The 22,623-nt window shown below is 66.5% G+C and carries 19 protein-coding genes; 10 read left to right on the plus strand and 9 right to left on the minus strand.

What is annotated here, in order from left to right; all coding sequences use genetic code 11:
* The 4 genes from JZ791_RS34195 to cysD all read right to left on the minus strand — a co-directional run.
* Positions 1–669 (minus strand): sirohydrochlorin chelatase (locus JZ791_RS34195; protein WP_216900386.1); only part of this gene is annotated, 669 nt, incomplete at its 3' end.
* A gap of 469 nt (positions 670–1,138) precedes the next feature.
* Positions 1,139–1,366 (minus strand): hypothetical protein, encoded by a 228-nt coding sequence (locus tag JZ791_RS34200; RefSeq protein WP_216900388.1) that lies wholly within the window; start codon positions 1,364–1,366, stop codon positions 1,139–1,141.
* Positions 1,367–1,531: 165 nt separating this feature from the next.
* Entirely contained in the window at positions 1,532–2,821 is a 1,290-nt protein-coding gene (locus tag JZ791_RS34205) for a sulfate adenylyltransferase subunit 1 (RefSeq protein WP_216900390.1), read from the minus strand.
* Positions 2,822–3,144: 323 nt separating this feature from the next.
* Positions 3,145–4,068 carry a sulfate adenylyltransferase subunit CysD gene (gene cysD / locus JZ791_RS34210; protein ID WP_216900392.1) on the minus strand — a complete coding sequence of 308 codons (924 nt, stop codon included), beginning with the start codon at positions 4,066–4,068 and terminating at the stop codon, positions 3,145–3,147.
* A gap of 398 nt (positions 4,069–4,466) precedes the next feature.
* Here cysD and JZ791_RS34215 point away from each other — a divergent pair, with 398 nt between their 5' ends.
* On the plus strand, positions 4,467–5,198 hold the full coding sequence (locus JZ791_RS34215) for an RNA-guided endonuclease TnpB family protein (protein ID WP_254206815.1): 732 nt from the start codon (positions 4,467–4,469) through the stop codon (positions 5,196–5,198).
* Between the two features lie 35 nt (positions 5,199–5,233).
* On the opposite strand, the gene JZ791_RS34220 is transcribed toward JZ791_RS34215, so the two are convergent.
* The 3 genes from JZ791_RS34220 to JZ791_RS46905 all read right to left on the minus strand — a co-directional run bounded on the left by JZ791_RS34220 (position 5,234) and on the right by JZ791_RS46905 (position 7,989).
* On the minus strand, positions 5,234–5,950 hold the full coding sequence (locus JZ791_RS34220; protein ID WP_216900394.1) for a phosphoadenylyl-sulfate reductase: 717 nt from the start codon (positions 5,948–5,950) through the stop codon (positions 5,234–5,236).
* Between the two features lie 16 nt (positions 5,951–5,966).
* Complete coding sequence (locus tag JZ791_RS34225) at positions 5,967–7,769, minus strand: nitrite/sulfite reductase (protein ID WP_216900396.1); 1,803 nt, start codon at positions 7,767–7,769, stop codon at positions 5,967–5,969.
* Between the two features lie 127 nt (positions 7,770–7,896).
* Positions 7,897–7,989, minus strand: coding sequence for an Ms4527A family Cys-rich leader peptide (locus JZ791_RS46905; RefSeq protein WP_368858350.1), 93 nt, complete (start codon positions 7,987–7,989; stop codon positions 7,897–7,899).
* A gap of 194 nt (positions 7,990–8,183) precedes the next feature.
* Here JZ791_RS46905 and hemW point away from each other — a divergent pair, with 194 nt between their 5' ends.
* The 7 genes from hemW to rpoB all read left to right on the plus strand — a co-directional run bounded on the left by hemW (position 8,184) and on the right by rpoB (position 19,138).
* Positions 8,184–9,386 (plus strand): radical SAM family heme chaperone HemW, encoded by a 1,203-nt coding sequence (gene hemW / locus JZ791_RS34230; protein WP_216900397.1) that lies wholly within the window; start codon positions 8,184–8,186, stop codon positions 9,384–9,386.
* 231 nt (positions 9,387–9,617) lie between these two features.
* Positions 9,618–10,169, plus strand: a complete 552-nt coding sequence (locus JZ791_RS34235) for a DUF8020 domain-containing protein (RefSeq protein ID WP_216900399.1) — start codon at positions 9,618–9,620, stop codon at positions 10,167–10,169.
* A gap of 185 nt (positions 10,170–10,354) precedes the next feature.
* Positions 10,355–11,386 (plus strand): heat-inducible transcriptional repressor HrcA, encoded by a 1,032-nt coding sequence (gene hrcA / locus JZ791_RS34240; protein ID WP_216900401.1) that lies wholly within the window; start codon positions 10,355–10,357, stop codon positions 11,384–11,386.
* A 65-nt stretch (positions 11,387–11,451) separates the two neighbouring features.
* Entirely contained in the window at positions 11,452–12,600 is a 1,149-nt protein-coding gene (dnaJ, locus tag JZ791_RS34245) for a molecular chaperone DnaJ (RefSeq protein WP_216900403.1), read from the plus strand.
* 9 nt (positions 12,601–12,609) lie between these two features.
* A complete protein-coding gene (locus JZ791_RS34250) occupies positions 12,610–13,350 on the plus strand; it encodes a 16S rRNA (uracil(1498)-N(3))-methyltransferase (protein ID WP_216900405.1) in 741 nt (246 codons plus the stop codon).
* A 231-nt stretch (positions 13,351–13,581) separates the two neighbouring features.
* Positions 13,582–15,258, plus strand: a complete 1,677-nt coding sequence (locus tag JZ791_RS34255) for an LCP family protein (RefSeq protein ID WP_254206812.1) — start codon at positions 13,582–13,584, stop codon at positions 15,256–15,258.
* A 415-nt stretch (positions 15,259–15,673) separates the two neighbouring features.
* Positions 15,674–19,138, plus strand: a complete 3,465-nt coding sequence (gene rpoB / locus JZ791_RS34260) for a DNA-directed RNA polymerase subunit beta (RefSeq protein ID WP_438804589.1) — start codon at positions 15,674–15,676, stop codon at positions 19,136–19,138.
* Between the two features lie 79 nt (positions 19,139–19,217).
* On the opposite strand, the gene JZ791_RS34265 is transcribed toward rpoB, so the two are convergent.
* A complete protein-coding gene (locus JZ791_RS34265) occupies positions 19,218–19,541 on the minus strand; it encodes a hypothetical protein (protein WP_216900407.1) in 324 nt (107 codons plus the stop codon).
* A 272-nt stretch (positions 19,542–19,813) separates the two neighbouring features.
* Here JZ791_RS34265 and JZ791_RS34270 point away from each other — a divergent pair, with 272 nt between their 5' ends.
* Positions 19,814–20,641, plus strand: a complete 828-nt coding sequence (locus JZ791_RS34270; protein WP_216900409.1) for a hypothetical protein — start codon at positions 19,814–19,816, stop codon at positions 20,639–20,641.
* Positions 20,642–20,670: 29 nt separating this feature from the next.
* Here the strand turns inward: JZ791_RS34270 and JZ791_RS34275 are convergent, their stop codons facing one another.
* Positions 20,671–21,567 carry a helix-turn-helix transcriptional regulator gene (locus JZ791_RS34275; RefSeq protein ID WP_216900411.1) on the minus strand — a complete coding sequence of 299 codons (897 nt, stop codon included), beginning with the start codon at positions 21,565–21,567 and terminating at the stop codon, positions 20,671–20,673.
* A 136-nt stretch (positions 21,568–21,703) separates the two neighbouring features.
* Here JZ791_RS34275 and JZ791_RS34280 point away from each other — a divergent pair, with 136 nt between their 5' ends.
* Positions 21,704–22,603 carry an MBL fold metallo-hydrolase gene (locus tag JZ791_RS34280; protein WP_216900413.1) on the plus strand — a complete coding sequence of 300 codons (900 nt, stop codon included), beginning with the start codon at positions 21,704–21,706 and terminating at the stop codon, positions 22,601–22,603.
* The last annotated feature ends 20 nt before the right edge of the window (positions 22,604–22,623 follow it).

Raw genomic sequence — 22,623 nt, forward strand, 5'->3', positions numbered from 1 at the left:
GGTGGAGAAGAGATAGCTAGAAGAGACAGCGATCAGGCGGTCGGTGAGCAGGCCGGGGGCCAGGAACCAGGGGGCCACCACGATAGTGGCGCGACCCTGTTCGTGGAATCGTGAGATCGCCTGGGGCAGGCCGGGTTCGGTGGTAGCGAAGCAGACCTCGGGGTGCCAGGCGGTGCCTTCGGTCAGGAGGCGGCCGATCTGGTGAGTGCGGCGGTTGGCCTGTTTCGAGGAGGAGCCGACGGCGGCGACGGCGATGCCCAGGGTGGGGTCGTGCGGGTCGGCGCCGGTGGCCAGGACTCGCTCGCGCAGGGCGGCGACCAGGCGGGGGTCGGGGCCGAGCACGTCGGCCTGGGTCAGGCGCAGGCGTGGGTGGCGGGATCGCGCGGCGGCCAGGAGGCCGGGGAGGTCGACGCGGGCGTGGAAGGCGCTGCCCAGCAACAGGGGCACCACGATCGCCTCGGTATGGCCCTGTGCGGCAACGGCATCCACGACCTGCTCCACCGACGGCGTGCTCAGGTCCAGGAAGGCCAGTCGAACATCCAGTTCCGGATGTGCGGCGGCCAGCGCGTCCACGACCGCGAACATCGTGGCGGCCGATCGGGGGTCGCGGCTGCCGTGCGCGACCGCGATCAGCGCCGGATGTCCGGTATCGGTCCTGGTTACTGCCATACCTCCGAGCGTATGAGGGGCAGCGGCAAGATCGGTTGCACCGGCGTTGAAGGTAGGTGACGACATCCGCACCGCGGTCGCTGTCGCGCTGTGAGTCCGCACAACGCCCGGACCTGCATGATTTGCCGGTGTGAGCGCATCGACGGGCACGATTGCCGAACGCCCGGTCACCGCGACACCACCGATCCGGCATCGCCGCACTGGTCGCCGCTCATCGTCTGCCCGTCGAGTGGCGGCCGGCCTGTGAGATCGCCCACAGACCGGTTCATATCGGGATGGACGGCCTCCTGAGCAGTGCCGGACGCAGGTCGCGGCAGTCGGCGATCCAGTTTCACCATCGTGGGCGCCGCAGCGGGCAGACTCACGCTATGGTCGCCCGCTCGACCCGGCTGTGTCGGCGTCTGCGCACTCCGGCCTACACGGCCACCGTGTGGGTGTACGTCTACACGGCCAGCGTGTGGGTGTACGTCTACACGGCCAGCGTGTGGGTGTACGTGTGCACGGCTAGCGCGTGGATCTGTGTGCGCGTGGCCAGCGTGTGGGTTTGCGTGTGCCTGGCCAGCGTGTGGGTTTGCGTGTGTCCGGCCAGCGTGTGGGTTTGCGTGTGTCCGGTCACCGTGTGGGTCTGGGTGTGTCCGGTCACCGTGTGGGTCTGGGTGTGTCCGGTCACCGTGTGGGTCTGGGTGTGTCCGGTCACCGTGTGGGTCTGGGTGTGTCCGGTCAGTGTGTGGGTTTACGTGTGCACAGCTATCGCGTTGGCTTACACGACCAACGCCTCCGAGCTCCGGTCGAGCCGCGTTCGGACCCGAAGCCCGCGGTGTGACCACCGCCGGATCCTCCCGCTGACCGGACACTCCCATCCTCAGCTACCGACCTCGACAGCGGTCAGCGCGTCGCCCACCAGGCCCGCGGCCAGGGTGTTGCCGCCGGACGGATCGATGAGCAGGAAGCTGCCGGTGTGGCGGTTGACGCGGTAGTCGTCGGCCGCGATGGGGTCCGCGACGCGCAGGGAGATGCGGCCGATGTCGTTGAGCGACAACGATTCCGCCTCGGGGTCGGCGGCCAGGCGCTGTTCGTCGAAGCGCTCCAGCAGTGCGCCGACGATCGCCTGGGTGGTGCGGGTGCCGTGCTTGAGCAGCAGGCGCGCGCCCGCGCGCAATGGCTTGTCGCCCAGCCAGCAGACGGTGGCGTCGAAGGAGTCGACGGGCTCGGGAGCGTCGGCCGCCGAGGCGATCATATCGCCGCGCGAGACGTCGACGTCGTCCGCCAGGATCAGGGTGACACTGCGGCCGGGCTGGGCGGAGTCCAGCTCACCGTTCGGGGTGTCGATGCGCTCGACGGTGGTGCGAGTCCCGGACGGGAGCACCACGACCTCGTCGCCCTTGGACACGACCCCGGCCGTGACCTGCCCGGCGTAGCCCCGGTAATCGGGGTGGTCGGCGGTGCGGGGCCGGATCACGTACTGCACCGGGAAGCGCAGTCCGACCTGATGCCGCCCGCGTGCGTCGGCATCCACCGGCACCGATTCGAGGTGCTCGATCAGCGAGGGGCCGGTGTAGTACGGGGTGTTCTTCGAGCGCGAAGCGACGTTGTCACCGTGCAGCGCCGAGACCGGAATCTCGACGACGTCGTCCTGCGACCAGCCGAGTTTCGTTGTGAGCTCGCTGAATTCGGCCACGATCCGCTGGAAGACCGCGGCGGCGTCATCCACCAGATCGATCTTGTTCACCGCGAGCACGAGCCGCGGCACGCCCAGCAGCGCCATCACCGCGGCGTGGCGGCGGGTCTGCTCGATAACGCCCTTGCGCGCGTCGACCAGCAGGATCACCAGCTGCGCGGTGGACGCGCCGGAGACCGTGTTGCGGGTGTACTGCACGTGCCCGGGGGTGTCGGCGAGCACGAAGGACCGCTTGGGCGTGGCGAAGTAGCGGTACGCCACGTCGATCGTGATGCCCTGTTCGCGTTCGGCGCGCAGGCCGTCCACGAGCAGCGAAAGATCCGGTGTGGCAAGGCCTTTGTCGACCGAGGCCCGGGTGACGGCGTCGATCTGGTCCGCCAGAACGGATTTCGTGTCGTACAGCAGGCGTCCGACCAGAGTGGACTTGCCGTCGTCGACACTGCCGGCGGTGGCGAGTCGAAGGAGGTCGGACATTACGAATGAGCCTTTCTGGTGGTGGCTGCCGAGTACCGGTCGCCTCGTGCCCGGGCGGCAGTGTCCGTCGCACGTGGCGTGCGATGCATCAGAAGCAGCCTTCCCGTGTGCGGTCTTCTTCCGTTGCGGCCGCCGAGACGCGCTCGTCGCCGCCCCGGCCGGCGGTACTGTGCGCCGCGTTCGGTCTGGTGTGCGATTCGGGGCGCATCAGAAGCGGCCCTCCCGTGTGCGATCCTTCATGGCGGCCGCGGACACCCGGTCGTCGCCTATCTGGGGGACGGTACTGTGCGCCGCGTTCGGTCCGGTGTGCGATTCGGGACGCATCAGAAGTAGCCCTCCCGCTTGCGATCCTCCATCGCCGCCTCCGACACGCGGTCGTCGCCGCGGGTCGCGCCGCGCTCGGTGAGTCGCGAGGCGGCCACCTCGGCGAGGATCGCCTCGTTGTCCGCGGCGTCGGAAAGGATTGCGCCGGTGGTGGATCCGTCACCGACGGTGCGGTAGCGCACGGACTTGGTGAGCAGTTCCTCGCCCTCACCCGGCCCGCCCCACACCCCCGGGGTCATCCACATGCCGTCGCGCTGGTAGACCGGGCGCTCGTGGGCGTAGTAGATGGTGGCCAGCTCGACGTCCTCGCGCGCGATGTACCGCCAGATGTCCAGTTCGGTCCAGTTGCTCAGCGGGAACACCCGCACGTGCTCGCCCGGCGCGTGCCGCCCGTTGTACAGGTTCCACAGCTCGGGCCGCTGCCGCTTGGGATCCCACCGCCCGAACGCGTCGCGCAGCGAGAAGATCCGCTCCTTGGCGCGCGAACGCTCCTCGTCCCGGCGGGCGCCGCCGAAGACCGCGTCGAAGCGGTGCTCGGTGATCGCGTCCAGCAGCGGCACTGTCTGCAGCGGGTTGCGGATGCCGTCCGGGCGCTCGGTCAACCGGCCGTCGGCGAGGTACTCCTCGACCGAGGCGACATACAGCCGCAGCCCGTACTTCTCGACCACGTGATCACGGAAGGCCAGCACCTCGGACAGGTTGTGCCCGGTGTCCACGTGCAGCAGCGCGAAGGGCAGCGGCGCGGGCCAGAAGGCCTTGAGCGCCAGATGCAGCAGCACCGTGGAGTCCTTGCCACCGGAGAACAGGATCACCGGCCGCTCGAACTCGCCCGCTACCTCGCGGAAGATGTGGATGGACTCGGATTCCAAAGCCGACAGAGTGTCGAACTCCGTTGCGACCTTTGTCGCTAATTGGGTTGTCATTTGCTCACATCCGTGACTCTGGACGACGGTACTCGTTCGGCCGGGGATTTCATGTCAGTGGTTCTCGGTATCTTCAGGCTGTGATCGAAACGATGCGCTTCACCTATCGGATTCGCCCGGGCACAACCGCCGTGCGGGAGCTGATGATGGAGTGGCATCGATGCCGGTTTCTGTGGAACGACGCTGTGCATCAGGACAGGTCGCGCCTGAAACCAACATTTTGCAAGTTGAGCAAGCTCTTGACTGTGGCGCGCCGCCAAAATTCTTGGTTGCGCGACGGTTCGCAAGTTGCACAGCAACAGATGCTTCGCACGTACGCTCGAGCGCTGCACGACTCGTTCACGATCAAGGGAAGGCGACCGCCGAAGTTCAAAGCGCGCAAGACAAGTCTTCCGTCGATGGAGTATACGCAACGCGGTTTCCGTCTCCGTGACGGCAGACTGTGCGCCTCCTTCGTCGTACGGCGTGACCAGGAGCAGGTCCCGATCGTGGCCGGGAGCATTGGTATCGATTGGGGCGTGCGCACGACGGTCACAGCGACGAATCCTGCGTACGATCTGCCGTTCGCCGGGTACAGAAAACGCTGTGAAGCTGAACTGGCCAAAGCTCAGCGTCGAATGGCGCGGCGTCATCGGCCCGGGACGGCGCCGTCCAAGGGCTACCTGCGAGCCAAGCGAGACGCTGCCCGATTGCAGAAGAAGGCTGCGCGCCAGACTCGCCACAACGCTCGTGTTTGGGCGAAGCGAGTTGTTGCCGACCACCAGCTCGTGGCGGTCGAAGACTTTCGTCCAGGGTTCCTCGCCAAGTCCACCATGGCTCGGAAGGCCGCCGACGCGGCAATCAGCAGCACGAAGCGTGAACTGGTGGTGCGAGCCGAACGCGCTGGTCGAACGATGGTGATGGTTCGGCCAGCGCATACGACTGTCACGTGTTCGAAGTGCTTCGCGAAAACCAAGCAGCACCTCGATCTCGCTACGCGAACCTTCCTGTGCACCGCGTGCGGTCATACCGAGGACCGGGACAGGAACGCTGCCAGAGTGGTTCTGGCTGTGGCAGAACGGGGCCACACTTGTGTTGACGACGTCAGACATCTGCAGCCCTCCTTCTGGTCGGTTGTCGGTGCGGTCTGAGCTTGGAATCTTGCGGCAGGTTGTCGTGAGAACCGTTAAGACTGGTGCAGCCCGCATTCGGTTTTGGCGAGACCGGCCCAGCGGCCGCTTCGCGGATCGGATCCCGGTTCCGGCTTCCGCGTGCACGGAGCGCAACCGATGGACGGATATCCCTCCTCCACAAGGGGATTGACGAGGATGCCGTTGGCTTCGATGTACCCGGTCATCTCCTCGTCGGACCAGGCGGCGATCGGGTTGATCTTCACCAGGCCGAAGCCTTCGTCGAACGAGATCAGCGGCGCGTTGGCGCGGGTGGGCGCCTCCACGCGGCGGATGCCGGTGACCCAGGCGTTGTAGCCCGACAACGACTTCTTCAGCGGCGTTACCTTGCGCAGGCGGCAGCACTCGTTGGCGTCACGCGCGAACAGATCCTTGCCGAGCAGCGAATCCTGTTCGGCCACGGTGTTTTCGGGCAGGGCGTTGACGATGTTCACGCCGTACACCGTCTCCACCGCGTCGCGGGTGCCGATGGTCTCGGCGAAGTGGTAGCCGGTGTCCAGGAACAGCACGTCCACGCCGGGGTGCACCTGCGCGGCCAGTTCGACCAGCACCGCGTCCTGCATATTGGAGGCGACGATGTAGTTGGCGCCGAAAGTGTCCTCGGTCCATTGCAACAGCTGCTGCGCGGTGGCGTCCGGACCGAACTGCGCCGCACCGTCCTCGGCGATCTTGCGCAGTTCGTCCTCGGACAGCTTCTCCAGAGTGGTTGTCATACCTGAATCTCTCCCGTTACCGAAGGTCGGCCTCGTCGGCGCGAACTGCCCACTGCGCGAATCGCTCGTCCTCGGAGCGATTCTTGACGAAATTACGCACTACACGCTCGATGAAGTCGCCGAGTTCGTCGCTGGTCACCTTGTGCTGACGCAGCTTGCGCCCGAAGGCGCTGTCGAACCCGAGGCCACCACCGAGATGAACTTGGAAACCCTCGACCTGATTCCCGTCGCCGTCGTCGACCAGTTGCCCCTTGAAGCCGATATCGGCGATCTGGGCGCGGGCGCATGAGTTCGGGCAGCCGTTGATGTTGATGGTGATCGGGACGTCCAGCTGCGCGTTGATATCGGCCAGGCGCTGTTCCAGTTCCGGCGCGAGCGCCTGGGACCGCTTGCGGGTCTCGACGAACGAGAGCTTGCAGAACTCGATTCCGCTGCAAGCCACCAGGTTTCGCCGCCAGATCGACGGGCGGGACTGCAGGCCCAGCGGTTCGAGCTCCGCCTGCAACTGCTCGACCTTGTCGTCGGGCACGTCCAGCACGATCAGCTTCTGGTACGGGGTGAACCGGACCCGATCCGAACCGGCCCGCTCGGCGGCGTCGGCGACCTGGGTCAGCTTGGTGCCCGAGACGCGCCCGGCGATGGGGGTGAAGCCGACCGCGTTGAGCCCGTTGCGCAGCCGCTGCACACCGACGTGGTCGATGATCTGCTTGGGCTTTTCGGGTGCGGGGCCGTCGATCAGTTTCCGCTTCAGGTACTCGGTTTCCAGAACCTCACGGAATTTCTCGATCCCCCAGTCCTTGATCAGGAACTTGATCCGCGCCTTGGTGCGCAGACGGCGGTAGCCGTAATCACGGAAGAGCGAGACGATGGCCTCCCAGACATCGGGAACCTCGTCCAGCGGCACCCACGCACCCAGGCGCTGGGCCATCATCGGGTTGATGGACAGTCCGCCGCCGACCCAGAGGTCCAGGCCCGGGCCGTGCTCGGGATGCTCGACGCCGATGAAGGCGACGTCGTTGACCTCGTGCACCACGTCCTGCTGGCCGGAGATCGCGGTCTTGAACTTGCGCGGCAGGTTGGAGTACTCCTTCTTGCCGATATAACGGCTCACGATCTCATCGATCGCGGGGGTGGGATCGATCACCTCGGCCAGCGACTCACCGGCCAGGGGCGAGCCGAGCACCACGCGCGGGCAGTCACCACACGCCTCGGTGGTCTTCAGGCCCACATCCTCGAGCCTCCGCCAGATCTCCGGCACGTTCTCGATTTCGATCCAGTGGTACTGGACGTTCTCGCGGTCGGACAGGTCGGCGGTGTCGCGCCCGAACTCGGTCGAGATACCCGCGATCGTGCGGAGCTGCGCGAGGTTCAGCGCGCCGGCGTCGCAGCGCACCCGCATCATGAAGTACTTGGCCTCGAGGATGTCGATGTTCTCATCGCCCGTCCACGTGCCGTCGTAGCCCTGCTCACGCTGGGTGTACAGGCCCCACCAGCGAAAACGCCCGCGCAGATCGGCCTTGTCGATCGAGTCGAAGCCGCCGGGGGCGTAGATGTTCTCGATGCGGGCCCGGACGTTGAGCGGGTTGTCGTCCTTCTTGGACTGCTCGTTCGGGTTCAGCGGCTCGCGGTAGCCCAGGGCCCACTGGCCCTCGGACTTGCGGCGCACGACCTTGCCGGTGCGCTCGCGCGGGCCGCTCACCTGCTCGCGCGGACGGGCGCGGCGCTCACGCGCAGCCTGGGCGCGCTCGCGCGCAACCTCCTGCTCGCGCGCGAGGCGTTCGGATTCGTCTATGTGAGCGGCGTCGGTGCTCGACGTCATGGTGTCGCTCCTGCGGGATGATCAGGCCTGGCAACAGGCGGGAGGGGCTGGCTCACGCCTTCGGTAACGCAACGGCCCGGGAAAATGAGCGCCGAGAACGATGACGCCGGGATGTGCAGAGGCCGAGCTACCGGAGGCTATCCGGCAGACAGCTCGCACTGCAGACGCGCTTGAAGTCGACATGGCGACGCGCCACTAGTCGTACCCCAAGTCCAGTCATGAAACCTATTGTGCCATGTCAGCCTGGTCTTTCCGACGGGGGTTGGGTATTTTCCGAAGATTCGAGGGAAATTCCCTGGACGCCCGTGCAAGTTTGTGAGATCAGTCATAGATCAGCCCGATAAACATGATCTTGTGGTTCGAGAGTTGGAGAGCGGTGAGAACTCCGCGCCGCGCGGCCGTCACACTGGACGGGTGAGCGCACCCGCCGACCAGGAGACCGAACTGCCTGCCCCGCCGCTGCGTGATTTCGGGGGCGGCCCCTTCGGGATCTATATCCACGTGCCGTTCTGTGCGACGCGCTGCGGGTACTGCGATTTCAACACCTATACCGCCGGGGAACTGGAGAGTTCGGCGTCGCCGCAGTCGTGGATGTCGGCGTTGAGTGGTGAATTGTCCATGGCGGCGGGGCTTTTCGGTGAGCTGCCGAGTCCGCAGCCGGAGGTGTCGACGGTATTCGTGGGCGGCGGAACGCCGTCGCTGCTGGGCGGGGACGGCTTGGCCCGGGTGCTGGACGCGATCAGGGAGAATTTCACCCTGGCCGCCGACGCCGAGGTGACCACGGAATCGAATCCCGAATCCACCTCGCCGGAATTCTTCGACCGCCTGCGTGCGGGCGGATTCACCCGGGTGTCGCTGGGGATGCAGTCCGCCGCCGAACACGTGCTGAAGGTGCTGGATCGCACGCATACCCCGGGCCGGGCCGTCGCCGCCGCCCGCGAGGCTCGCGCGGCCGGATTCGAGCACGTCAATCTGGATCTGATCTACGGCACCCCGGGGGAGTCCGACGCGGATCTGGACGCCAGCCTGGACGCGGTCCTGGCCGCCGGGGTCGACCACTTATCGGCCTATTCGCTGATCGTGGAGGACGGCACCGCGCTGGCCCGCCGGGTGCGCCGCGGTGAGCTGCCCGCGCCGGACGAGGACGTGCTGGCCGCCCGGTACGAGCGCATCGACACCCGTCTCGCCGCCGCCGGACTGCGTTGGTACGAGGTATCCAACTGGGCCGCAAACGATTCCGCCCGGTGTCGGCACAATCTCGGCTACTGGGACGGCGGCGACTGGCTGGGTGCGGGTCCCGGTGCGCACAGCCATCTGGGCGGGGTGCGGTGGTGGAATGTGAAGCATCCGGCGCGGTACGCGGACCGTGTGGGTTCGGGCGGGCTGCCCGCCGCCGGATGGGAGGAGTTGACCGCGCAGGAGCGGCACACCGAGCGGGTGATGCTCGCGGTGCGGCTGCGCTCGGGGCTGCCGCTCGATGATCTGGATGATTCGGGCCGCCGCGCCGTCGAGCGGGTGATCGCCGACGGGCTGGCCCGTTTGTCGGATGATCGGCTCGTCCTCACCGATCGTGGGCGGCTGCTCGCCGATGGCGTGGTCCGCGCATTGCTCGCCTGATTTCTCCGGCGATATTCGGTATATCTATGGCAAACATGTGATTGTAAGACCGGTTTGGCTGTCTATTGATGAAGGACACAGCTCTGACTGGGTCACCGTTCGATCAAGTTCCTTCATTCGCCGGGTGATCTCAGTCGATAATGGCGGCTAGCTACATCCGGGCATTTCCCACCGGCGCCCATCGGAGAAGGGCCAGCCATGAACATCAGCAAGCTAGCCACTACCGCATGTGTGACCATCGGATCCCTCGCGGTGACCGCGGGAGCGGTCCACGCGCAACCGGTCACCGCGTCCACTGCCACATCCGCGACGGTGAACGGCTCGGACGACGGCGTCAACCACACGATCGTCCTCGACCCGGACGCCGGGACGGTCAGCACTGTCATCGACCGGGGGAAATTCCAGGTGACCCCCGACGGTAAGGCCGTCACGGTGACCGATACGGCCGGTGACGTCCTGGCCCGCATCCCGATGGCCGTGCGAATGATCGACCACGAGGGCAAGTACGCGCTGATGCCCACGGTCGGCAAGTCCGGCCGCACCCTCACCCTGACCCCGCTGGACGCCCCTATCCAACCCCAGCAGATCCGTGACGCCGCCCGTGCCCAGTTCGCCGACCAGAACGCGGACGTCCTGCACCACCAGTACAACGCGGGCGTCGGCGCCCTGATCGGCATGGGCGCCGGCATTCTCATCGGTATCTGGTTTTTGCTGAACGGCGCGATCCCAGGCGCCCCCGTCGGGGCCGGAATCGGAGCCCTGATCGGCTATGCCCTGCCCTGACCATCCGGCGATCGGCACAGGTGGTTTGTGCGATCTCACCACCGCCGCTGGAGTGCGTGTGCGGGTGATTCGCCGAGGGGGAATTAAACTGGGTTCGATGAACCCGGGGATCCGTGTGTGATCGTCCCGCCCCTGGCGGCGGTCGAATGCCCGCGGGCCCGTCAGCCGAACAGGAGGTGGGACCGATGCCGAGTACCGAACAGCGGCGACTCGAGGTCCTGCGCGCCATTGTCGCGGATTACATCGCCACCAAGGAGCCGATCGGTTCGAAGACCCTGGTCGATCGGCACAACCTGGGTGTGTCCAGCGCCACGGTCCGCAACGATATGGCGGTGCTCGAGGCCGAGGGCTACATCGCCCAGCCGCACACCAGCTCCGGCCGCATACCCACCGATAAGGGCTATCGCCAGTTCGTCGACCACATCGCCGAGGTCAAGCCCCTGTCTCCGGCCGAGCGCCGGGCGATCATGGACTTCCTGGACGGCGGCGTCGACCTGGACGACGTGCTGCGGCGCGGGGTGCGCCTGCTGGCCCAGCTGACCCGCCAGGTCGCGATGGTGCAGTACCCGACGGTCACGGCCTCCACGGTCCGGCACATCGAGGTCGTCGCGCTCAACCCGGCCCGGCTGCTGCTCGTGGTGATCACCGACAGCGGCCGCGTCGATCAGCGCCTGGTCGATCTAGGCGGCCTGATCGATGACGACGATCTGACGGTTCTGCGTGCGATGCTCGGCAAGGCGATGGACGGCAAGCGCCTGTCGGTCGCCTCCGCCGCGGTCGCCGAACTCCCCGAACACGCACCCGGTCCACTGCGCGACGTACTGGTGCGGGTGTCGACGATGCTGGTGGAGACCCTCGTCGAACATCCCGAGGAGCGTCTGGTGCTCGGCGGTACGGCCAATCTCACCCGCAACGCCAACGACTTCGGCTTCCCGGGTTCGCTGCGCGCGGTGCTCGAGGCGCTCGAGGAGCAGGTGATCGTGCTCAAGCTGCTGGCGGCCGCCGGACATCCGGGCATGGTGACGGTGCAGATCGGCGAGGAGACCCAGGTCGAGCAGATGCGCGGAACCTCGATGGTGTCCACCGGGTACGGTATGCCGGGGACCGTGCTCGGCGCGATGGGGGTTCTGGGCCCGACCCGCATGGACTATCCCGGGACGATCGCCTCGGTGGCCGCGGTCGCCCGCTACATCGGTGAGGTACTCGCGGAACGATGACGGCAGCGGCAAGCGTTAACTGTTGAGCGACACGACTGATTCGGAACAAGGACTAAGAGACACAAGTGGCACGGGACTACTACGGAATACTCGGCGTCGGTCGGAACGCGACCGACCAGGAGATCAAACGCGCCTACCGCAAGCTGGCGCGTGAGCTGCACCCGGACGTCAACCCCGACGCGGACGCGCAGGAGAAGTTCCGTGACGTATCCGCGGCCTACGAGGTGCTCAGCGATGCGGAGAAGCGCCGCATCGTGGATATGGGCGGCGACCCGCTGGAAGGCGGCGGCGGGCCCGGCGGATTCTCCGGCGCCGGCTTCGGTGGCCTGGGCGATGTGTTCGAGGCCTTCTTCGGCGGGATGAACACCTCGGGTCCGCGCCGGCCGCGCGGGCGGGTGCAGCCGGGTGCGGATTCGCTGCTGCGCACGCGGCTGTCGCTGGCCGAATGTGCCGTCGGGGTCACCAAGCACCTCACCGTCGACACGGCCGTGCTGTGCGATCTGTGTCAGGGCGCGGGCACCAACGGCAACTCCAAGCCGGTGCGCTGCGAGACCTGCGGCGGTGCGGGTGAGGTGCAGACGGTACAGCGCTCGTTCCTGGGCCAGGTGATGACCTCGCGGCCGTGCCCGACCTGCCGGGGTGCGGGGGAGACCATCCCGGACCCCTGTCGCAAGTGCGGTGGCGATGGCCGGGTGCGCCAGCGCCGAGAGATCGCCGCGCCGATCCCCGCGGGCGTGGCCAACGGCATGCGGGTGCGCCTGGCCGCACAGGGTGAGGTCGGCCCAGGCGGTGGCCCCGCCGGTGATCTGTACGTGGAGATCGTGGAGCAGCCGCACGACATGTTCGTGCGCGACGGCGACGATCTGCACTGCACGATCCGGGTCCCGATGGTCGACGCCGCGCTGGGCACCACCGTGGTGGTCGACACGATCCTGGACGGCCCGACCGAGCTGACCATTCCGGCGGGCACCCAGCCGGGCGAGGTGTCGGTGCTGCGCGCGCACGGCATGCCCAAGCTGCGCTCGAGCTCGCGCGGCGACATGATCGCGCACCTGGACATCGTCGTGCCGACCAAACTGGACTCCAAGCAGGCCGACATGTTGCGCAAGTACAAGGCCACCCGCGCCGGCGAGCGCACCGAGGTCCTGTCCGCGCAGTCCGAGCACAACAGCGGCCTGTTCGCCCGCCTGCGCGCCTCCTTCAGCGGCCGCTGAGAGCCCGTAGTGGCCGCCACGGTCTTCTACCTCGACCAGGTCCCGGAACCGGGCGGTATCGCGGTCCTGGACGGCCCGGAGGGGCGGCACGCGGCGACGGTACGCCGCATCCGGGTCGGTGAGCCGATCACGCTGTCCGACGGCGCGGGCGTGCTCGCGCCCTCGGAAGTGATTGCGACGCAGAAGGACCGGCTCGAACTTCGGGTGCTGGAAAGGGCCGTCGCGCCGCCGTTCGCGCCGTCGGTGACGATCGTGCAGGCGCTGCCGAAATCGGACCGCTCGGAGCTGGCGGTGGAGCTGATGACCGAGGCGGGCGCCGACGTCATCGTGCCGTGGCAGGCCGCGCGCTGCGTGGCGAACTGGGAGGGCAAGGCGCGCAAGGGCGTCGACAAATGGCGCGCCGCGGCCCGCTCGGCCGCCCGGCAGTCCCGTCGCGCGTACATCCCGGAGGTCACCGACCTGTACCGCACCTCCGGCGTGCTGGACCTGGTCCGGAAGGTCAAGGCGGACAGGGGGATCGTCGCGGCCCTGCACGAGTCCGGCGAATCCCGTTTCACCGCCCTGCCGGTGGCCGAGGCGTCGCGGGTCGTGCTGATCGTCGGGCCCGAGGGGGGACTCGACGATGCCGAATTGTCGGCCCTCACCGATGCCGGGGCCGAGGCCGTCCTCCTCGGCCCGACGGTCCTGCGCACTTCTACCGCCGCCGCGGTCGCTCTGGGAGCTCTGGGAGCCCTCACACCGCGTTGGTAGGCGCTCCGGCCTGGGGCATGCTCGCGGCGGAAGCCGGGCGCTCGATGTCACCCATGGCGCTCGAGCGACAACGGTGTGGCATAGATCGCTCTTTCCTGCTCCGTCTACTGCCGGACCTCGGTGAACTCGGTTACCGAACACCCGCTCTCGGGTTGGTAACGGGGTGGTTACGGGCGGGTCACTGATCACCGTGTTCGCACAGCGCGACCGGGCCGCCTATATTCGGTCCGTATGAGTCCCGGAGGGGAGCGCCGGCCGCGAGGCATGGTCGATCCGAAAACAGAGCGGCTGCCGCATGGCACTGAGCCGCGCCGTCGTGCTGCCCGCCGTCAAGCCTCGCAGCCTCGCCGCAACGGTGGAGCCAAGGGCGTCATCGCCGGGCGTACGGCCGTCGCGCTGCTGTCGGCGATAGTTCTGGTCGGCACCGGCACGGCGTGGCGCACCTACCATCATGTGATCAACAGCGTCACCACCTCCGACGCGATCAGCGACGGCCCGAAGTCGCAGGGCCAAGAGCAGAACATCCTCATCATGGGCCTGGACAGCCGGCTGGACGAGCACGGCAACGCGCTGCCGCCGTCGATGTACAACGCCCTGCACGCCGGTGACGAGGAAAACGGCGGCATGAACTCCAACGTGCTGATGCTGTTGCACATCCCCGGCGACGGCTCGAAGGCCACGGCGATCTCCATCCCGCGCGATGATTACGTCCAGCTCGATCCGAGCGCCTGCGGCGGCGACTACTGCAAGGGCAAGATCAAGCAGGCATACGGTGACGCCTGGGCCGCGGCCAAGGAGAAGTACACCAGCACGATCAAGGACCCCATCGCCCTGGACGCCAAGGCGCGTGACGCCGGCCGTAAGGCCGAGGCCAAGACGGTGAGCAAATTCCTCGGCGGCGTGCCGGTCGACCATTTCGTGGAGATCACCCTGGCCTCGTTCTTCGAGATCGCCCAGGCGGTGCAGCCGATCACGGTCTGTCTGAACGAACGCACCCGGGACAGCTTCTCCGGCGCCAACTTCGTCAAGGGCTACCAGCAGATCAACGGTTCGCAGGCGATGGCGTTCGTGCGTCAGCGCCGCGACCCGGACGAGTCGCTGAACTTCACCGACCTGGACCGCACCCGTCGGCAGCAGGCGTTCATCGTCTCGCTGGCGCATCAGCTGCAGAGCGCCGGGACGATGTCCAGCCCGAGCAAGCTGATGAATCTGTTGTCCGTGGCGCAGGCGAACATGGCCGTGGACAGCGGGCTGGATCTGGTCAAGTTCGCCCAGCAGGCCTCGGATCTGATGGGCGGCGGCATGACGCTGTTCACCCTGCCGGTCAAGGACTTCGGCACCGACCCCGGCGGCGAGGACGTCAACCTCGTCGACGTGGACCAGATCCACAGCATCGTGCACGGCCTGCTGAACCCGCCGCCGAAGCCGGGCGCGGCGCCCAGCACCACCGCGACCCCGACACCCACCACGATCCCGTCCGCCAACGGCGTCACGATCAACGTGGTCAACAGCTCGGGCAAGAACGGCCTCGGCGGCGATGTGGAAAAGGGACTGTCCAACAAGGGCTTCACCCAGGGCGAGGCATCCACCGGCTCGATCCGCAGCTCCAGCTCGCTGCTGTACGGGTCGGGGGCGGATACTGCCGCCAACGCCCTGGCCAGTCAGCTCAACATGACCGCCACCGCATCCTCGTCGCTGGATTCGAACACGGTCGAGGTGATCGTGGGCACCGACGCCGCCGGCAGCGGCCCGATCGCGGACATGGCCTCGAGCACGGGCGGTGATGACGCCACGACGACCACCGCGCCGCCCCCGCCGCCGGTGTCGGCCACCAGCGTGGGCTCCAACGCTCCGGCCCCGACGGACCTGTCGAGCATGAACGGCAACGGCATTCCCTGCGTGAAATAGCGCGGGACTCGTAGACGACCCTGCCGCGCGGCGCGAGCGCTCGCCTCGTACTCGAGGACGCGCATCGTTCCGGCCCGGGCGAGTCGATCGGTATGCATGTGGTCCGAAATCGCTCGTAATCAACTTGACGCAGGGGTTGTCGGGATGTAACTATTGAAAGGGGAAGGCGCTGGCATTTATATGCCGATTTTGTTGCGCCCTCGACATCTCCTGATTCCGGGTGTACTTTAGGTCTTCGCACCGAGTTGCGTGCTGTCCGACTCTCGAAACGCCGAATGACTGTGGAAAGTCGCATTGTCTGCTGCCTTTCCACCCGTTGCTGTCGAGTTCTGCCGGATGGTCCCGCATCGTGCGCACATATCGCCTACAGGACGAGCAGATACCGCGACGACCGTGTCAATGCGGGCGGCGCGAGGTGCTGGAAGGACGCATCGTGGCAGTCTCGAATCAGGGTCCCCGTCGGGTCTCCTTCGCCAAACTCCCTGAGCCTCTGGCTATTCCGGATCTCTTGGATATCCAGACCGAATCGTTCGATTGGCTGATCGGCGCGCCGGGCTGGAGTGAACGGGTCCGCGCGCGCGGCGAGGAGCCGGTCAGCGGGCTGGCCGAGGTGCTCGAGGAGGTCAGCCCGATCGAGGATTTCGCGGCGACGATGTCGCTGACCCTGTCCGAACCCCGTTTCGAGGACGTCAAGGCCTCGACCGAGGAATGTAAGGACAAAGATATGACCTACGCGGCGCCGTTGTTCGTCACCGCGGAGTTCATCAACAACAATACCGGTGAGATAAAATCCCAGACGGTCTTCATGGGTGATTTTCCGGTGATGACCGATAAGGGCACGTTCATCATCAACGGCACCGAACGGGTGGTCGTCTCGCAGCTGGTCCGCTCGCCGGGCGTCTACTTCGGCGCATCGATCGACAAGACCACCGAGAAGACCCTGCACGACGTGCGTGTCATCCCCTCGCGCGGCGCGTGGCTGGAATTCGACATCGACAAGCGCGACACCATCGGCGTTCGTCTGGACCGCAAGCGCCGCCAACCCGTGACGGTCCTGCTCAAGGCGCTGGGCTGGAGTGCCGAGCGGATCGCCGAGCGGTTCGGCTTCTCGGAGATCATGATGACCTCCCTGGCAAAGGACGCCACCGCGGGCACCGACGAGGCGCTGCTGGACATCCATCGCAAGCTGCGCCCGGGCGAACCGCCGACGAAGGAGTCCGCACAGGCCCTGCTGGAGAACCTGTTCTTCAAGGAAAAGCGCTACGACCTCTCACGTGTCGGGCGCTACAAATTCACCCAGAAGCTCGGCCTGCGCCCCGGCGGCCCCCGGACCCTGACCGAGGAGGATATCGCCGCGATCATCGAATACCTGCTGCGTCTGCACCACGGCGACAGGGCGATGAGCGCGCCCGCCGGCATCGAGATCCCGGTCGAGTTGGATGATATCGACCATTTCGGCAACCGCCGCCTGCGCACCGTGGGCGAGTTGATCCAGAACCAGTTGCGGATCGGCCTGTCGCGCATGGAGCGCGTGGTTCGCGAGCGGATGACCACCCAGGACGTCGAGGCGATCACGCCGCAGACGCTGATGAACATTCGCCCGGTAGTCGCGGCGATCAAGGAGTTCTACGGCACCTCGCAGAGCTCCCAGTTCCTGGACGGGCGTAATCCGCTGTCGAGCCTGACCCAGAAGCGGCGGCTCTCGGCGCTCGGGCCGGGCGGCCTGACCAGGGAACGCGCCGGGCTCGAGGTGCGCGATGTGCACTACAGCCATTACGGCCGGATGTGCCCGATCGAGACGCCGGAGGGGCCGAATATCGGGCTCATCGGCTACCTGTCGGTGTACGCGCGAGTCAATCCGCTCGGGTTCATCGAGACGCCGTACCGCAAGGTGGTCGGGGGCGTGGTAACCGACGAGATCGAGTACCTGTCCGCCGATCGAGAGGACCTGCACGTCGTCGCGCAGGCGCTGGAGCCGGTCGATTCCTCGGGACGCTTCATCGAGCCCCGGGTTACGGTGCGCCGCAGGGATTCCGAGGTCGAGGTTGTCGACGCTGCCGAGGTCGACTACGTGGATGTGTCACCGCGCCAGATGGTGTCTGTGGCCACGGCCCTGATTCCGTTCCTCGAACACGACGACGCCAACCGCGCCCTGATGGGCGCGAATATGCAGAAACAGGCCGTGCCGCTGATGCGTTCGCAGGCGCCGCTGGTGGGCACGGGCATGGAGCTGCGTGCCGCGATCGACGCCGGCGATGTCGTGGTCGCCGATAAATCCGGTGTGGTGGAGGAGGTTTCGGCCGACTTCATCACCGTGATGGCCGACGACGGCACGCGACGGTCGTACCGGATGCGTAAATTCGCCCGGACCAATCAGGGCACCTGTGCCAATCAGCGGCCGATCGTGGACGAGGGGGACCTGGTGTCCTCCGGCCAGGTGCTGGCGGACGGTCCGTGCACCCAGGACGGTGAGATGGCCCTGGGGAAGAACCTTTTGGTGGCGATCATGCCGTGGGAGGGGCACAACTACGAGGACGCGATCATCCTGTCGCAGCGGCTCGTGGAGGAAGACGTACTGACCTCGATCCACATCGAGGAGCACGAGATCGACGCCAGGGACACGAAATTGGGCGCCGAGGAGATCACCCGGGACATTCCGAATATCGCCGACGAGGTGCTGGCGGACCTGGACGAGCGTGGCGTCGTGCGCATCGGTGCGGAGGTTCGTGACGGCGACATCCTGGTCGGCAAGGTCACTCCGAAGGGTGAGACCGAGCTGACTCCGGAGGAGCGGTTGCTTCGTGCGATCTTCGGTGAGAAGGCGCGTGAGGTGCGTGATACTTCGCTGAAGGTGCCGCACGGCGAGTCCGGCAAGGTCATCGGCATCCGCGTGTTCTCGCGCGAGGACGACGACGATCTGCCGCCCGGTGTGAACGAATTGGTACGCGTCTACGTCGCGCAGAAGCGCAAGATCTCCGAGGGCGACAAGCTGGCCGGTCGGCACGGTAACAAGGGCGTCATCGGCAAGATCCTCGCCAAGGAGGACATGCCGTTCATGCCCGACGGGACCCCGGTCGACATCATCCTGAACACGCACGGCGTGCCGCGCCGGATGAACATCGGCCAGATCCTGGAGACACACCTGGGCTGGATCGGCAAGACGGGCTGGAAGATTCAGGTCACCGACGGCGTGCGTCCGGACTGGGCGCAGCGCCTACCCGAGGAACTGCTGTCGGCGGACCCGGACACCAACATCGCCACCCCGGTGTTCGACGGTGCGCGTGAGGAGGAGCTGACCGGTCTGCTCGCCTCGACCCTGCCGAGCCGCGACGGCGAGACCATCGTCGGATCCGACGGCAAGGCAACGTTGTTCGACGGCCGCACGGGTGAGCCGTTCCCGTATCCGGTGGCTGTGGGTTATATGTACATCCTGAAGCTGCATCACCTGGTGGATGACAAGATCCATGCGCGGTCGACGGGTCCGTACTCGATGATCACGCAGCAGCCGCTGGGTGGTAAGGCGCAGTTCGGTGGTCAGCGGTTCGGTGAGATGGAGTGCTGGGCCATGCAGGCATATGGTGCGGCGTACACGCTGCAGGAGTTGCTGACGATCAAGTCCGATGACGTGGTGGGTCGTGTGAAGGTGTACGAGGCCATCGTCAAGGGCGAGAACATTCCCGAGCCGGGTATTCCGGAATCGTTCAAGGTGTTGCTCAAGGAACTTCAGTCCCTGTGCCTCAACGTGGAGGTGCTCTCCGCCGACGGGACCGCGGTGGAATTGAGCGGGGGAGAGAACGACGAATTCGAGCGTACCGCGGCGAACCTCGGAATCACGCTGTCCCGCAATGAGTCTCCGTCAATCGAGGACCTGACCAGCTGACAGCCCGGCAGTCGCCGTGCACCGGGGATCCGGTGTGCGGCGGCTTTTCCGGCTGTCGTATCGCCGAATTCGGCGGGGATCAGAGGCACGTCCAGCAGTAGAGGAGTTGGCCGGTCCTGTTGGCCGTGCGCGCCATGTCGGCCAGATCGTCCAGAAATTGGGCCAGATCGGTCGGGTCGACGACACCGCCGAACTCTTCGATCTCGGACCATGATTCGGCGACCTCGTCGATCCGGTCCTCCGAGGCTACGGCCAACGCCTGCTGAAGCTCGTCCGGGACGGTGACCACCGTCACTGCCCCGTCGTCGAGCTGGGCAAGGGTTTTCCCGAAACGCTCTCGCTTGAAATCGAGGTCGGTATTACCGCGGATCAGCAGGCTTTCCAGCTGTCCCAGCGCCACCACCGGATCGATTCTCGAAGGAATCGCGAGAATTCCGGATGGGGCATTCTGACTCGGCCCGCCCACTAAATCGAGGACAGCAGCCGCGTCCGCATCCGAAGACGCTGTGAAGTAGTCGTATGTGACGCCCATGACCGGCGAGCATATGGTCACCGATTCTCCTCGGCAATCGGATTACCGGTGGCCGATGGCTCGGCTATCGACGTCCCGATTTCGCCACGGACAGCAGATGTCGCGACGAGGATGGTGAGAACTGCTGGGGCGCGGGAGGTTCGATGGCGCGGGTGGTGTTCGTGCACGGGATCGGTGCGCAGGTCTCGGGCGAGGCGCCGATGTCGGGGCGGTGGCTGGCGGCGATGAACGCCGGGCTGACCCGCGCCGGCACCGTGCGGTTGTCGAAGGAGCAGGTGGCGTTCGCGTTCTACGGAGATCTGTTCCGGCCGTCTGGCGAGTGGCCGCCGGTGAACCCTTCGGACCGGGAACACGATCTGCTGATGCAGTGGTGGCGCAGCGCTGCTCAGGTCGACCTGGACGTGGTGCCGCCGACGGCCGAAATGTCTTCGTGTACACCGATGTCGGCTCGGATGGCGTTGCATCAGCTGGCCCGGTCGCGATTCTTCGCCGGGGTGGGCGCGCGCACCCTGTGCGAGGATCTGCGGCAGGTGGGCCGCTACTTCACAGAACCAGAACTGCGCCAACGAATCCGGCACACGCTGCGCGCGCGGCTGGCCCCGGACACCCGTGTGGTGGTGGCGCATTCCCTCGGCTCTGTTGTCGCCTACGAAACATTGTGCGCGACACCGGAACACCGGGTACGCGTGCTCGTAACGCTCGGATCGCCGCTGGGCGTGGTCTTCGACCTGCTGGATCCGGCCCTGAAGGAGGGGATCGGCCGCTGGCCGGGCCCACCCGAGCTGGTGTGGACGAATATCGCCGACCGGGGCGATGTGGTGGCCTCGGCCGGGGACTTGCGCGTTCGGTTCGGTCCCCATGTACGCAACGCCTTGGTATGCAACGGAGTTCACGCGCACAGCGCGATGCCGTATCTGGCCGACGGACTGACCGGACAGGCGGTCGCACAGGGGTTGATCGGACATGGCTGACAAGCGCTAACCCGGCGGGGGGCTCGGCGTCACCGAGGGTCGAGCGCCGCTATCCGGTCGCTTGGGCGCTGGATCAGGTGCGCCAGCAAGCTCAGTGCCCGTGCGGACGCCGAGGCGGCGGAGGTCGTGAAGGTGACGAGGGTTTGGTCGGAATTGTCGATCGAGCGGAGGGTCTGCTGGGTGACGGTGAGTTCGCCGACCAGAGGGTGATGCAGGTCGTACTTGGTGCTGGCGCAGGCCGAGACTCGGTGATCGGACCACAGTGCATCGAAATCCGGGCTCGTCATGATGAGTTTGCCGACCAACGACGCCAGCGCGGAATCGTCGGGATGCGTCCCGGCCACGGCCCGTAGGTTGCCCACCACCGCGCCGGCTTTGTCGGCCCAGTTGATATACAGCTCACGGGTATGCGGGTCGAGGAATACGACCTCGGCCATGTTCGGACGGCGACCCGGAACGGCGGGGCTGTCGGAATCCAGATGAGCGGCGAGCAATGCGTGCCCCATGGCGTTCCAGGCGAGTACGTCACTGCGTCTGCCCAGGATCAGTGCCGGGACCTCGCGCAGGGCCAGGAGTAGTTCCAGCAGCGCCGGGTCTGCTTGCTCGACGGGCGCGGGACGGGTGACACGTCGTCGACCGGCGGATTCGGCGAGAGCATGCAGGTGCTCGCGCTCGGCGGGCTCGAGGGCCAGCGCGGCGGCGATCGCGTCGAGTACCTGTGTCGAGGCGTGACGGGACTGCCCCTGTTCGAGCCGGGCGTAGTACGACGGGCTCACCCCCGCCAGTAGGGCCAGTTCCTCGCGGCGCAACCCGGCGACGCGGCGCCGGTCGCCGTAAGGGGTGAGTCCGACCTGCTCGGGCCGCACGCGAGCGCGGCAGGTCTTGAGGTAGGTGCCCAGTTCGCCTAGATGTTCCGGATCGGTCACAGAGCCATTATCGGTTCGCGAGACCGCGGGAGCCTATCCCTGTCAGGGTGCGCCACAACGCGGTGTGGATGCGGCCGCCGGAAGATCCGAGAGTGGTTGCTGCGACCGACAACTTTCGACGTCAGGAACAGAACTCATGAACCAGATCACTCTCGGCGATGTCACCGTGACCCGGGTCGAGGAGATGCACGGACCCCTGGGGATGACTCCCGAGCAGTTCCTCCCCGGATCACCGGAGCGGGACTGGCAGGAGCAGCGGGACATGCTCGTGCCCGATCATCTGGGTGCGGACGACAACATCGTGCACGTTGCCTTCCAGAGCTGGGCGTTGCGCAGCGAGGGCCGAATTATCCTGGTGGACACCGCGATCGGAAACGATAAGCCCAGGCCGGCGGTGCCGGCATGGGATCACCTGTCGCTCGGGTACCTGGACAACCTCGCCGCTGCGGGCATTCGGCCCGAGGACGTCGACTTGGTGATCAACACTCATCTGCATGTCGATCACGTCGGCTGGAATACCAGGCTGGCGGACGGGCAGTGGGTGCCGACCTTTCCCAATGCCACCTATCTGATGCCACGGCTCGACTTCGAGTACTGGAACCCCGCTCACAACCCGAACATCGCCGGCGGCACGAACGAGAACGCTTTCGAGGACAGCGTCCAACCCGTCTACGCCGCGGGTCAGGTGCAGCTGTGGGAGGACGAGCATGCGGTGGACGGCAACCTGCGTTTGATCGCCGCTCCGGGCCACACCCCGGGCAACAGCGTCATCCTGCTCGGCTCGGGCAGCGACAGGGCGCTGTTCGCAGGGGATCTGATGCACACGCCGTTGCAGGTGGCGCATCCGGACCACAGCAGTTGCTTCTGTGAGGACCCTGCCGCGGCGAACAAGACCCGGCGTGAGCTGCTCGGCTGGGCCGCCGATAACAACGCGCTGCTGTTGCCCGCGCACTTCAGTGGGCACAGCGCGCTCGAAATCGCCCACCGTAACGACTCTTTCGAGATCAAAGGTTGGGGAGCGTTCCCCCGCTACTGATTTCACCACGGAGCAGGTCT

This window comes from Nocardia alni (genome assembly GCF_019038435.1).
GTDB lineage: Bacteria > Actinomycetota > Actinomycetes > Mycobacteriales > Mycobacteriaceae > Nocardia > Nocardia alni.

What these genes read in the sequence shown, in the direction of transcription:
- hrcA (WP_216900401.1), top strand. Translation starts at nt 10,355, where the DNA reads ATGCCGAGTACCGAACAGCGGCGACTCGAGGTCCTGCGCGCCATTGTC.
- JZ791_RS34270 (WP_216900409.1), top strand. Translation starts at nt 19,814, where the DNA reads ATGGCGCGGGTGGTGTTCGTGCACGGGATCGGTGCGCAGGTCTCGGGC.
- JZ791_RS34225 (WP_216900396.1), bottom strand. Translation starts at nt 7,769, where the DNA reads ATGACGTCGAGCACCGACGCCGCTCACATAGACGAATCCGAACGCCTC.
- JZ791_RS34255 (WP_254206812.1), top strand. Translation starts at nt 13,582, where the DNA reads ATGAGTCCCGGAGGGGAGCGCCGGCCGCGAGGCATGGTCGATCCGAAA.
- JZ791_RS34220 (WP_216900394.1), bottom strand. Translation starts at nt 5,950, where the DNA reads ATGACAACCACTCTGGAGAAGCTGTCCGAGGACGAACTGCGCAAGATC.
- JZ791_RS34215 (WP_254206815.1), top strand. Translation starts at nt 4,467, where the DNA reads ATGGAGTATACGCAACGCGGTTTCCGTCTCCGTGACGGCAGACTGTGC.
- JZ791_RS46905 (WP_368858350.1), bottom strand. Translation starts at nt 7,989, where the DNA reads ATGACTGGACTTGGGGTACGACTAGTGGCGCGTCGCCATGTCGACTTC.
- JZ791_RS34205 (WP_216900390.1), bottom strand. Translation starts at nt 2,821, where the DNA reads ATGTCCGACCTCCTTCGACTCGCCACCGCCGGCAGTGTCGACGACGGC.
- JZ791_RS34280 (WP_216900413.1), top strand. Translation starts at nt 21,704, where the DNA reads ATGAACCAGATCACTCTCGGCGATGTCACCGTGACCCGGGTCGAGGAG.
- cysD (WP_216900392.1), bottom strand. Translation starts at nt 4,068, where the DNA reads ATGACAACCCAATTAGCGACAAAGGTCGCAACGGAGTTCGACACTCTG.